Annotated in this window: 10 protein-coding genes; 2 read left to right on the top strand and 8 right to left on the bottom strand. The window is 68.4% G+C overall.

The features are described from left to right. Window positions 1–58: 58 nt before the first annotated feature. On the bottom strand, window positions 59–208 hold the full coding sequence (locus tag OG251_RS38265) for a hypothetical protein (protein ID WP_326681874.1): 150 nt from the start codon (window positions 206–208) through the stop codon (window positions 59–61). 253 nt (window positions 209–461) lie between these two features. Here OG251_RS38265 and OG251_RS38260 point away from each other — a divergent pair, with 253 nt between their 5' ends. Then, window positions 462–1,097, top strand: coding sequence for a hypothetical protein (locus tag OG251_RS38260; protein ID WP_326681873.1), 636 nt, complete (start codon window positions 462–464; stop codon window positions 1,095–1,097). Between the two features lie 172 nt (window positions 1,098–1,269). Here the strand turns inward: OG251_RS38260 and OG251_RS38255 are convergent, their stop codons facing one another. The 7 genes from OG251_RS38255 to OG251_RS38225 all read right to left on the bottom strand — a co-directional run bounded on the left by OG251_RS38255 (window position 1,270) and on the right by OG251_RS38225 (window position 11,104). Further along, on the bottom strand, window positions 1,270–2,136 hold the full coding sequence (locus tag OG251_RS38255; RefSeq protein WP_326681872.1) for an NAD-dependent epimerase/dehydratase family protein: 867 nt from the start codon (window positions 2,134–2,136) through the stop codon (window positions 1,270–1,272). Window positions 2,137–2,162: 26 nt separating this feature from the next. Then, window positions 2,163–4,385: an FAD-dependent oxidoreductase gene (locus OG251_RS38250; RefSeq protein WP_326681871.1), complete on the bottom strand. Its 2,223-nt coding sequence runs from the start codon at window positions 4,383–4,385 to the stop codon at window positions 2,163–2,165. An 11-nt stretch (window positions 4,386–4,396) separates the two neighbouring features. After that, window positions 4,397–6,688 carry a hypothetical protein gene (locus tag OG251_RS38245; protein WP_326681870.1) on the bottom strand — a complete coding sequence of 764 codons (2,292 nt, stop codon included), beginning with the start codon at window positions 6,686–6,688 and terminating at the stop codon, window positions 4,397–4,399. Between the two features lie 126 nt (window positions 6,689–6,814). Next, a complete protein-coding gene (locus OG251_RS38240) occupies window positions 6,815–7,693 on the bottom strand; it encodes a carbohydrate ABC transporter permease (RefSeq protein ID WP_326681869.1) in 879 nt (292 codons plus the stop codon). Continuing rightward, entirely contained in the window at window positions 7,690–8,640 is a 951-nt protein-coding gene (locus OG251_RS38235; protein WP_326681868.1) for a carbohydrate ABC transporter permease, read from the bottom strand. The genes OG251_RS38240 and OG251_RS38235 overlap by 4 nt, the downstream gene beginning before the upstream one ends. A 7-nt stretch (window positions 8,641–8,647) precedes the next feature. Next, a complete protein-coding gene (locus tag OG251_RS38230) occupies window positions 8,648–9,988 on the bottom strand; it encodes an ABC transporter substrate-binding protein (RefSeq protein ID WP_326681867.1) in 1,341 nt (446 codons plus the stop codon). A gap of 114 nt (window positions 9,989–10,102) precedes the next feature. Beyond that, complete coding sequence (locus tag OG251_RS38225; RefSeq protein ID WP_326681866.1) at window positions 10,103–11,104, bottom strand: LacI family DNA-binding transcriptional regulator; 1,002 nt, start codon at window positions 11,102–11,104, stop codon at window positions 10,103–10,105. Window positions 11,105–11,338: 234 nt separating this feature from the next. Between OG251_RS38225 and OG251_RS38220 the strand changes: the two genes are divergently transcribed. Then, window positions 11,339–12,481, top strand: a complete 1,143-nt coding sequence (locus tag OG251_RS38220) for a mandelate racemase/muconate lactonizing enzyme family protein (protein WP_326681865.1) — start codon at window positions 11,339–11,341, stop codon at window positions 12,479–12,481. The last annotated feature ends 68 nt before the right edge of the window (window positions 12,482–12,549 follow it).

Genomic DNA, 12,549 nt, shown 5'->3' with positions numbered 1-12,549 from the left:
TGGCGGAGCAGCCGGAGCAGGAACGGCGCTGTGTCGGCGTCCCGTGGGGGCTGCTCGTCTACGAGCCGCCGTTGTTGTCTGCGCGGTAGGGGTAGCGGCCGAGCTTCCGGCCGCGCCGTACTCGGCGTCCGGACAGCAGCAGCACGATCACGATGATCGAGATGAGCAGCGCGACGCCGGTTCCGGCGAGCATCAGTGCGGTGGCCATCGGGTGAGCATATGAGGGAGTGCTCCGGGATCCGGATGCAGCCGCGACACACCGTTTCGGTACCAGCGGGGTGTCGGCCGTGATGGGCCATCAGCCGCGGAAGCCGATGGTGGGCGCGGGCGGGCGACTCCCGACGGCCGGGACGCCGGGGCGGGCCGTACGATTCGCCTCGATGGCCGGGTCGGCCGATCGGACGGGGGACGGGATGACATACGTGACCGGTATAGCACCGGGGACCAAGATCAATGTCAGGATGCAGCTCGACGAGAAGACGCTCGCGAAACGGCCGGCCGGGACATGGGCGGGTCCGTTGCTGTCGTCGAAGCCCGGTGGGGAGCCTTCTCCGCAGGTGACCGCATACGAGTTGTTCGTCGATGACGTCAAGCGGGACAAGAAGACGCAGGACAAGGACTGGCGGCATCTGACGCTGTGGGGGGACCCGCGACGTCAGGCATGGGTGATGGCGATCGAGACCGAGTCGGCCGATTCCGGTACGGCGGTGTACCGCGTGCTCGGTTCTCAGGGCGAGCCGCTGGCGCGGGTGACGCGTCGGCGGGGGAGCATCTTCCGGTTCGCCCGTACGTCGTGGCGGGTCGAGGTGAGCGGCGGGCCGGTGCTGCGCGGTCGCAAGGGGCACTTGGCCGGCTGGTTCCTGTGGTGGCTGTTCTCGCCGGTATGGGCAGTGATGCTGGTGCTGATTCCGTTCGGCGGTGAGTTCCCGCGGATGCCGTTGACGACTCGGTGGTGGTGTGACGGCCACGAGGTGATGCACTTCGACGAGGGCAGCTACGGAGTCGTGAGCGGCTGGCCGGACATGCGCCTGACGCATGCCATCACGATGTTGCACTGGGTGCACCCGACGGTTCTGGGTGACTGGAGTCGCCCCTGAGGTCACGCCCCGCCATGTTGTCGGGTCCTCGCCTGAACGAGGGCCCGACAACAAGGCCGTCCACAACCGGAGTCCGGCATCCGCTCCGGGCACGCCCATGACCGGTACAACAACGGCCTCGGGGAACGTCCTTTTCTTCCCCTTCCGCGGCGGCTCGACGGCCGTCATGATCTCAACTCGGCGGAACCGCCCCGTGACCGAGAAGATTCTGTGCCGTGAACCCCAGCAGCCTGCGCGCGGCCGAGGTGTCGACCGGAGCCGTGCGCCCCGGCAGCGGGTGCCGCAGCACGGCGGTGGGGTGGTAGCGGCGCAGCAGTTCCTCCGTCGGGTACGGCACGATGATCTCCGGGGCGCAGAGGTGTACCGCGTGCGCCGCACGGCCGGGTACGTCCAGGGCCAGCAGTGCGGCCCTCGCCGCGTCATGGACCTCGAGGTAGGTCCACAGGTCCCTCGCCCCCGCGGCCGGGTCGGCCGTGAGCCGGGCGGCGTGGGCGTACAGCCGCTCCTCGAATCCGCCCACGTACGGATAGCGCAGGCACACCACGCTCATCCCGTGCCGCCGCGCCATCATCTGGGCTGTCAGCTCGTCGACCTGTTTGGAGAGGCCGTAGGGGTCGGCCACCTGGGAGGCCATCGCCTCATCCACCGGTGCGTACGGCGGATGAGGATCCTCGGCGTGCGTCCAGGGCAGGCCCGTGACACCCCAGGAGCTCGCCACCGCCGCATGGCGGATGCCGGCCCGGCCGGCCTCCTCCAGGACGGTGAAGGTGGACAGGCTGTTGCCCGCGAAGACCTCGAACGCGGTGTTGCGCGCGGGGGTCGGGATCGCCGCCAGGTGGATGACCGCGTCGGCGCCCTCCAGGGCCGCCCGCACGGTCTTCGCGTCGGCGGCGTCACCGGTCACGACCAGGCGTGCCGCGAGGTCACCGGGATCATCGAGGACCAAGGCGTTCGCCTCGATGCCGCGCTCGGCGAGCAGCGCGAGGACCGCTCGCCCGATCCGCCCGGCGGCCCCGGTGACCATCGCTCTTCCGACCATCCAGTCACTCTCCTGCGTCGGTGCTTCTACTCGTAGGCGCGCACGGCGACGACGTGCGCCGCCTCCGCTCCGTTGGTGGCTTCGACGACGACCCTGATCGCCGATGTGGTGACCGGCGCCGACAGTGCGTGCGCCTCGCGTCGCCGACGATTCTGCGCCACATGGGCGATAACACGCCAGCTGCCGTCAGTATCCAGTGCCTCGACGCGGTAGTCGCGAAGGAGGGTGGGGAGGGTATCGAAGGGCGTGCGGTGATGGTGGAGGTTGATCAGGTCCTCGTTGACGTCGTCGTCGGCGATGACCTCGATCCGGCCCAGAGCGACGGGTTCGGGCCAGCTCAGCCGGAGCCAGGGGGACGAGGCGTCCGCCAGTGGTCCGGAGACCCACATGTGCGGTCCCGCGTACGGGCGGGCATAGCCGTCGGTGGCCTTGGCGGGGGAGTAGGCCGCGGTCTCTCCCGTACGGAGACAGAAGGTGCGGCGGAGCAGGCCCTTGTCCGTCCACTCGCGCAGCGGCTGCGGCGATTCGTCCGACGGGCGCAGCGGCACGCGGGTGAAGCACAGGACGCCGGGGGTCGGGCGGTCGGAGCGGTGCAGGGCGACGGCGTCGTTGGCGCGGACGACCAGGAAGGCGTTGCGCGGGGTTTCGGGAGTCCAGTCCAGGCCGGTCTTGAGCCACTGCCGGGCACCGGCGGAGACGGGCAGGGTGATAGAGGTGACGAGGCGGCGCGGGACATAGTTCTGGCCGAGTTCGGGGTCGTACAGATCGATCACGATCTCGGTGTCGCGGTCGGCGTCGACGAGGAGTTCCACCCCGGAGAGGTCCGGGTCCGCGGGGAGGACGAGTCCGGCGTCCGCCGTGAGCGGCCACAGCTCGTCGGAGTCCTCGACGGCCAGGCTGCTCAAGGTGGACGATGCCGTGGCCGTTGCCCGCAGCGCCAGGTCCTCCGGGTCCGTCGAGGCGAGGCCGATGAGCGAGGCATCCTGGCGCAGCAGCGCCCGGTGCAGCTGGGGGACGGGGAGTTCGCGCGGGGTGACCTCGCCGGTGGCGCAGAGTGCCGCCGCCGTGCCGGCCGCCTGGCCGATGGTGGCGCAGGTCGCCATGACGCGGGTCGAGCCGAAGGCGACATGGCTGGCGGAGATGTTGCGCCCGGCGAAGAGCAGGTTCTCGGTGTTCACCGAGTAGAGGCTGCGGTACGGGATGTGGTAAATGCCGTCCGCGTAGAGCTGTTTGGCACCTGCCTCGGTGGCGTACATGCCCTGCGGCGGATGCAGGTCGATCGACCAGCCGCCGAAGGCGACCCGGTCGTCGAACTCGGTCTGGCCGAGGATGTCGCCCTGGTGCAGGACGTAGTCGCCGAGGAAGCGCCGGTACTCCCGTTTGCCGGGGATCGAGCCCACCCATTCCAGGGTCATGTTCTCCGCGTCGAACTCGCCGGAGTTCTTGATGTGGTCCCAGATGCCGTGGATCACCGACCACAGCTCGTCGCGGATGCGTTCGTTGTCGTGGACGGTGTCGAGTTCGCCGCCGAACTCGATCCACCAGTACGCGCAGCCGTTGTCGCCCGCCTTGATGATGCGACGCTGCGGGATGGAGGTCCCGGTGATGTCCTTGGCGAAGTTCGGCGGAACGAACTTGACCGGGTGACCGGCGTCCTTCGTGTAGAAGAGGAGGGTCGAGCCCAGGGTGATGTCGTCGGCCGTCTCCGGAGCCCATGCCTCGTTGTACTCGGCGTGTGATTCCCGGCCGATGCGGTGGTGGGCGCCGGCCAGGTGGCCGATGAGGCCGTCTCCCGTGCAGTCGAGGAAGAGCGAGCTCTCGAAACGTATCCGCCGCTCCGAGCCCATCATCCAGCCGGTGACCGAGGTGATCCGCCGGGCCTCGTCCGGACCTTCGGCGTCGACCTCGCGCACGTCGGTGTTGAGGTAGAGCGTGATGCCGGGCTCGGCGCGCACGGCGTCCAGGACCACGGCGTCCCAGTAGTAGGGGTTCCCGTCCGGGTTGCGGAACTGGTTCTCCACGAGCAGCTCGCCCATGATGCCGCCCTCACGGGCATGGTGGTTCTTGCCGTGGCCGGTCGCGCCGCACACCCAGACCCGGACCTCGCTGCTCGCGTTGCCGCCGAGGACCGGCCTGTTGTTGATCAGCGCGACGCTCCGGCCGAGCCGGGCCGCGGCGATCGCCGCGCAGACCCCGGCCAGGCCGCCGCCGACGACGGTGATGTCGTGCCGTGCGGTTTCGTTCCTCATGTCGTACGTCACTACTTCCAGTCAGGATTGGCGGCGAGCCCGTAGTAGATGCGCGGGGCGCCGTCGAGGGTGAGGGTGATCTTGCCGCCGGCGGCCTTCAGGGAGCGTTCCTGGCCGATGCAGTTCAGCTCCCGCACCGTGCCGTTGACCGTCCCCGAGTGGGCGACGACCGGGGTCCTGGTCGTCCAGGTGTCGACCCAGGGCTCCGGCGAGGCGAACCAGGGATCCTCACCGTGCTCGGAGTTGAGGATGTACCCGTCCTTGCGGCTCCAGAGGATCGACACCGGTCCGCCGGGAGTGGTGAAGAGGAGCCCCTTGATGTCCTTGTCCGCGAAGGCGAGATGCCGGACGAACTCGGCCTCGTCCAGGACCCGGGCGGCGGTCGCGAAGGCGAGGAGGGAGGGCTTGGCGCTGGTGTCGCGGTTCATCAGGCCGTAGTGGTACTCGGCGTTGGCCGGATCGGCCTCCTGGGGGTGGTAGAGCACCGAGTCGTGCAGCTGGTACCAGTTGACGGCACGTACCTTCTCGGCCTTGGCGAGAGCGAGCGTGAGCAGCGTGTTCTCGGCCGCGTGCCGGTAGGTGTCGCTCCACCACGCGTTGGGCCGGGTCGGTGCGTATGCCTCAGTGAGCCACAGCTCCTTGTCGCCGCCGTACTCCTCAAGGACCTGGTTCGCCTTGCGCAGCGCCCCGAGGAAGTTCCAGTACGAGCCGGCCGACCCCTGTGTCCACTCCTCGGGCGGCGGCGCGAAGTCGGGCGTGAAATTGCCGCGACCGGGGTGGAAGGCGAAGGCGTCGATGAGGTCCCAGCCGCCCGCGTCATGGAAGTTCTTCGTCCACACGTAGTCCATGCCGCCGAGGCCGGCGTTCATGACCTTCATCTGCGAGCCCGCCGCGTCGAGGCGCGTGGTGACCTGGCGCAGGCCGTCCCGGACATAGGCGTCCGCGCCGCGGCCCGACATCCAGGGCTGATTGACCTCGTTGCTCACCTCGAAGTACTCGGCCTCGGCGTTCAGGGCCTTGGCGACATTCGTGTCGGCCCAGGCCGTGATCTGCTCCGCACTGCCGCCCACGGGGATGCCGGACAGCTCCACGTTGTGCCCGATGCCGTTCGCGTCCAGAGTCGCCGTGTCGATGCCCGGCGCGCCCGCGTAGGCGATGCGGATCCACTTGATGCCGAGCGTCTTGACCAGCCCGAGCACGGCCTCCTTGCTGGGCTTGAGCAGCCAGGGGTAGTTGGCGAGGCCGAACATCGACTCCTTGCCCGCCTTGTACGTGAACTCCGGGAGCACGCTCAGATTCGTGCGGGCCAGCGCCTTGTCACTTCCGCTGACCACCTCCACCCCGGTGAACACGATGTTCTGCGACGGCGAGGTCACGGGGAAGGAGGAGTCCCAGGCGGCGCCCGCCGCGAGGGTCTTGCAGAGCGTTCCACCGGCGATCTTCGTGCCGCCGAAGTCGCGCGCCCACCACGTCAGGGTCACCTTCCTGGCCGCGGCGGAGCCGTTGACGACCTGCGCCTTGAGCGTCATCGTCTGCCCGGCCGCCTTGTAGAGGTTGAACGGCTGGTCCGTCCACACCTCCACGCCGAGGGGCCTCTTGGCGGCGAGTGCTCCCGCCGCGCGCGGCCGCAGATCGCCGAGGACCAGATCGGCCTCGGTGACGGCGGTGCTCGCACCGGTCGAGGTGCCGGGCGAATGGATCCAGGTGGCGTTCGTGTTCGCGGGGTTGGTGGACGAGAGGCAGAAGAAGCCCTTCGATCCCGCCCAGCTCTCCACGTACACGCCGCCCGCGTTCACCTCGTACGGAATGCCGCCCCGGGCGTCCCGTTCCCACACGGTCAGCGCCTCGTACGACTCCGCCGCGCTCGCTCCGTACACCGTGCGGGAGAACATGAAGCCGGTCGGGGTGAGCGTGCTGGAGCCGCCCACCTCCCACTTCATGTGTGCCGTGCGAGCAGTGACGTCGAAGGTGCCGCGCACCGTGATTCCGGACGTCCCGCTCGCCATCGTGTACGTGACCTGGATCGCGGGCCGCCCGTCGGGGAGCGTGATCCGGGCGGGCGTACCGCCGAAGGTGCGCTGCTGGCCGAGCGCGGAGTCCTTGAACATGAAGTGGTTGAGCAGGATGCGGTCGGCGCCCGCACCGTCCTGCACGAGGACGCTGCCGTCGCTGCGGCCGACCAGGGTGATGCCGTCGGCCTGGATGGTGACCGGGTCCGCGGCGTATGCGGGAACGGTCGGCAACAGCGCGGCGCCGGTGGCGACGGCCGTGCCCTGGATGAATCTGCGGCGGGCGACTGACATGGAGGTGCCCTTCTCTTGGCGGGGGTGTTCGAGATGCTCCGGATGTTCCGAAGCGGAAGCTGTGGCAGGGGAGCGGAGAGCTCGGCGTCGGTTCCGGCGGAACTGGACACCCGGCTCCGGGGGATCTCAGCCCTTGACTCCGGTGAAACCGAGCCCGGCGACGATGTACTTCTGGCAGACGACGAAGACGAGCACCGGCGGGGCGACGGCGAGCACCATCGCGGCGATCAGCTGGTCCTGCGGAGCCTGCGTGGCGAGCTGGGCGAGAGCGACGCTGATCGGCTGCTTCTCCGGGTCGGTGATGGCCACCAGCGGCCAGATGAAGTCCTTCCAGGAGTGCATCACCGCGAGCAGACTGATCACGGCGATCACCGGCTTGCTCATGGGCAGCACGATCTTGGTGAGCAGTTGCCAGGTGTTCGCCCCGTCGACCCGCGCCGCGTCGAACAGCTCCTTGGGCAGGGCGTCGAAGAACTGCTTGGCGAGCAGCACCGTGAAGGCGTTCGTGCCGGCCGGCAGCCAGATCGCCCAGTAGGTGTCGCCCAGGTTGAGGTGGAGGAACGGCACATCGATCACGGTCATGAAGAGACTGACCATGTTCACCGTGTACGGCACGAACATCGTGGCGAGGATCGCCCCGTAGATGACCTTGCCGAACTTCGGCCTGAGTACCGAGAGGGCGAAGCCCGCCGTGGCCGAGACGAAGAGCTGCACGAACCACGATCCGCCGACCACCAGGAAGGTGTTCATCAGATAGCGGCCGACACTCAGATCGGTGTACGCCGTCGCGAAATTGCCCAGGGCGGGCCGGTCAGGCCAGAGGGACAGGGGCTGAGTGGTGAGCTCGGTGGGCGGTGAGACCGCGCCCTTGACCATCCAGTACAGCGGTCCGATGCCGATGAGCAGCAGCAGGATCAGGGTGAACACCTGGATGGAGCGCACTGCGGCGCGTACGCCGGGGCGTTGGCGGTCGTTGGTGGAGACGAAGGTGGTGAGCGTGGTCATGACGTGCTCCAGCTGCGGGTGGCCCGCAGATAGACCGCGGAGAGCAGGGCGAGGGTGAGCACCATCAGGAAGGAGAGCGCGGCGGCCTGGCCGTAGTCGCCGTCCTGGAAGGCGTACCGGAAGATCAGCAGCAGGACCGTGAGGGTGGAGTTCTCGGGTCCGCCGCCGGTGAAGACGTACGGCTCGGTGAAGACCTGCACCGTGTTGATCAGCTGGACGAGCAGCAGCAGTCCGATGACGGAGCGGAGCTGGGGCAGCATCACATGCCAGATACGCCGCCAGATCCCGGCGCCGTCCATCTCGGCGGCCTCATAGAGTTCGCCGGGGATGCCGACCATCGCCGCGAGGTAGATCAGGACGGCGCCGCCCATGCCCGCCCAGGTGGATTCCAGGACCAGCGAGAGCATGGCGCTGTCGGATGACTCCAGCCACGAGTACGGTCCGAGCCCGACCTTGCCGAGGACGTTGTTGAAGAGCCCGCTCCCGGGATCGTAGAACCACTTCCACAGCAGGATCGCCACGACGGGCGGGATGACCACCGGCAGATACACCAGGAATCGGTAGACGCCCGCGCCGCGCCGCACCGTCGACATGATCGCCGCCAGGATCAGCGGCGCCGGGAAACCGATCAGCAGGCCGAGGACCACGAAGAACAGGGTGTTCCCGACGGCGGTGCCGAGCAGCGGGTCGTCGAAGAGCGTACGGAAGTTGTCCAGGCCGACCCAGACCGCGGGATCGACGAGGTTGGTCTTCTGGAAGCTGAGCAGCATGCTGCGCACGATCGGCCACCAGGCGAAGAGCCCGAAGACCAGGAGCGCGGGGACGAGGAACAGCCAGGCCGTGAACTGTTTGCGGGCGCCGGTGCCACGCTGCCGCAGTGGCAGGGTGCGCGGCGCGGGGTCCTTGGACACAGCGGCGGGGCGGCGGGACGGAGTGAGCAGGGCCATGGGCCGGCTACTTCTGGTCCGCGGCGAGCTTGGCATTGACGTCCTTCTCGGCCGAGGCGAGCAGGGAGTCGATGTCGGCGTCGCGCTTGGTGAGCACAGCCTGGACCACCGGGTCGAGCGCGGTGTACAGCTTCTGTGCCTGGTACGGCGGCTCCGGCTTCAGCTTCAGCGTGGAGAGACCGTCGATGTACGGCTTGAAGTTCTGCAGCTTCACATTGACGTACGGCTTGATCGCGGCGTCGATCTCGGTCTGCCGCTTCTTGTCGAAGACCGGCAGCGTCGGCACGCCCACCGCGGACTTCGGGTCTGCGGAGAGCGCCTTGGCCTGCTCGGCGGCCAGGTCGGTGCTGTACTGCGGCTTGGCGTAGGCGAAGGTCAGCCAATCGACGGCGGCTGCCGCGTGCTTCTTGTCCGCGGACTTCGGGACCATGTAGATGTCGCCGCCGGTGAGTGTGGCGTCGCCGCCGGACTGCGGCATCGGAGCCGCTCCGAACGCGTCGGTGTTCTCCATGCCGAACTGCATCTTCGCCAGTCGGTACGTCCCCGGGCTGCCCATGAACATGCCGACCTGCCCGGCCGCGAACTGCTTGATCACATCGTTCTGATTGTTGAGGAGGGTCTTTCCGAGCGAGTCGTCCTTCCAGCGCATGTCCTTGAGCAGCCGCAGCGCCTTCTTCGTGGGCTCCCCGGTGAGCGTGGCGGTGTACGTGCCGCTCTGCTCCTTCTGCAGTTCGCCGCCGAAGGCGTACGTCAGCATCGCCAGCTGCCAGCCGCCCTGGTTGTCCTTGGACTCGTGGACGAAGCCCGCCTTGCCGGTGCTGTCGCTGATCTTCTTGGCGGCGGTGCGGACCTCCGCCCAGGTGGCCGGCGGTGTGTCGGGGTCGAGCCCGGCCTTCTCGAACAGCTCGCGGTTGTAGACCAGGCCCTGGGCGTAAGGATTCTGCGGTACGCCGTACACGTCGCCGGCGCTGTCGGTCAGCGGCTGGAGGACCTGGGGGTTGAACTCCTTGAAGTGCTCCCACTCCTTGAGCTGCCCGGTGATCGGCTGCACCTGCTTCTGCTGGATGAGCCGCGGCGGCTCGGTCAGCGGAACCTTGATGACGTCCTCGACATTGCCGCCGGACAGCTTCGCGGAGAACGTCAGCGGGTCGAAGACCGTGGTCGAGCCCTTGACCTTGATGCCCGGGTTGGCCTTCTCGAAGTCGGCCACCTGCTTCTTGAACAGGGCGAGCCCCGGCTTGTCGGTGGCCGGAGGCATGCCCTGCACCCGCAGTACGAGATCGCCGTCCCCGGCGGCGCTGCTCGGGGTGAGGGAGGAACAGCCCGCGAGGGTAGCGGTCAGCGCCATGCAGCCAAGTATGGCCGTACGACGGGAGTTTCTGGGCATAACGGCTCCAAGAAGGGCAGGAGTGGGTGCGGTGTGGTGCGGTGCTGTGTCCGCGGTGGTGGTGTGCGCCGTGGATCAGTGGGCGGGTGCGGGGCCCGTCGAGGCGCGGGGGATCAGGCGGGAGCCGATCTCCACGAAGGGGGAAGTGACGTCAAGTCCTCGCCCGGTGCGGCCTGCTTTGCCCGCGATCGTCTCGATCAGGAGGTCCCCCGCCCGCGTGGCGATCTCTTCGGGGTCGATCCTGATCGTGGTGAGGCTGGGGGTGGAGACGGAGGCGAGCAATGTGTCGTCGATGCCGATGACGCTGACATCGCGCGGCACGCTCATGCCGAGGTTGGCCATCTGGTGCAGCACGCCGAGGGCGACCAGGTCGTTGTGGGCGATCACGGCCGTCGCTTCGTGGGCGGCGACGAGGGTGGCGGCATGCACGCCCGTCTCGAACCGCGGCTCGTACGGGCCGAGCTCGGACAGGGAGAGATCGAGCGCTTCGAACGACTCCTGGATGGATTTGCCGCGGCTCAGCTCGGCGCGGGACGCGTTGATGAAGACGCAGCGCCTATGACCGTACGCCTTCAGCTGTTCGGCGGCCTGCGCGATGCCGGCGGACAGAGAGATACGGACCTCGGGGATGCCCGGTACGTGGCGGTTCACCACCACCAGTGGCATCCGGCCCGCGAGTTCATGGAGCCGGTCCTCGGTGAGGGTGGAGGCCCACAGGATCAGGCCGTCGACCCGCTTCGAGACGGCCGCGATGGCGGCCAGCTCGTCCGCCTCGCGCTCGTCGCTGTCGGCGACCAGGACCGTGTAGCCCAGGTGTCGGGCGCGGGCCTGCATCGCCTTGATGATCGGCGGGAAAAACGGGTTGGCGATGTCCGGGACGATCAGGCCGAGCGTTCCGGTGCCGCCGCCGCGCAGTGAACGGGCCGCCGGGTTGGGGGAGTAGCCGAGCTTGGTCGCGGCGTCGAGGATGCGCTGCCGTGTCGTCGGCTGCACCTGGTCGGGTGCGGTGAACGCACGGGACACCGTCGACACCGAGACGCCTGCGGCGCTCGCCACCTCCCGGATCGTTACTGCCACGAACGGCCTCCTCGTCGTTGTGAGCCGGGGGACCCGGTCGTCTCGCATCGGAACCCTGCGAGTCCGGTTGATGTTTGCGAACGTTCCCAGGGCGTGTCAAGAGATGTGTCCGGAGTATTTCATCGAGGGAAACCTTCTGTATGCACGGGTCTTGCGCTGCGGCCCGACTGCTGTCGATGATGTGCTCTCAAGAACGGCACTGAAATTGCGGGAACGTTTTCATAGAGGAGTGGAATGAAGATCACCGGCCTGGAAGTGCTGACTCTCCCCGACCACGGCGACAGCATGATGCTGGTCGTGGTCGACACCGACGAGGGCATCCACGGTCTGGGCGAGGTCGGCATCAGGTCGCGCCAGCGGGCGGTCGCCGGGGGTCTCGAACACCTCGCGGAGCTGATCGTCGGCGAGGACCCGCGACGGATCGAGCACCTCTGGCAGGTCATGTTCCGGCGCGGGTTCTTCCCCGCCGACCGCATACTCGGCGCCGCCATCGCAGCAGTGGACGTGGCCCTCTGGGACATCCGCGGCAAGGCGCTCGGCGTACCCGTGCATGAACTGCTCGGCGGCCGGGTGCGTGACCACGTACCCGCCTATGTGCATGTCGGCGACGGCTATCACGACCGCGCACGGTTCCTGGACCGCTGCCGCGACCTGGTCGCCGAGGGCTGGCGCCATCTGCGGTTCGCCTCGCCGCACGACGAGGACGGCACACTCGACGCCCGCCGCTGCCTGCGTGACTCGGTCGACCTCTTCCACCAGGTGCGGGACACGGTCGGCGACAAGGTGGAGCTGATCCTCGACGTCCATACGCGTCTGGATCCGCCGGAGGCACTGACCCTGTGCCGGGAGATCGAGGCGGCCCGCCCGTACTTCGTCGAGGACCCGCTGCGCTGTGAGAACCCGGACAGCTACCGCATGCTGCGGGCCCGCACCGGCGTACCACTGGCCGCAGGTGAGCAGTACGGCTCCAAATGGGAGTTCAAGACCCTCATCGAGGACGACCTCATCGACTACGCGCGCGTGGACATCGGGGTGGCGGCGGGCCTGACCGAGGCGAAGAAGATCGCGGCGATGGCGGAGACCCACCACATCAAGCTCGCCACCCACAACCCGCTCGGTCCGGTCACCGCCGCCTCCTCGCTCCAACTCAACCTGGCCTGCCCCAATGTGGCGATCCAGGAGCACCAGACCGATCCCGATCCGGCGATCGCCGCCCTCTTCACGGCCCGGCCGACGATCGTGCCGGGGCGGGTGGAGCTGAGTGAACTGCCCGGCATCGGCGTCGACATCGACCGGGAGGCGGCGCGCCGGTACCAAGCCACGGCGGACGAGCGCCCGCACCTGCGTACGGCGGACGGGGCGTTCACCAACTGGTAGCCGGGCGGGTCGGCCGCGCCGGTCCGCCCCTGCGGAATCGATGGCCACCCACCACCTTTGTGGCCCAT

This window comes from Streptomyces sp. NBC_01237 (assembly GCF_035917275.1).
Lineage (GTDB): Bacteria > Actinomycetota > Actinomycetes > Streptomycetales > Streptomycetaceae > Streptomyces.
The sequence above is the reverse complement of the archived record's forward strand: the minus strand, read 5'-3'. Positions and strand labels throughout refer to the sequence as shown.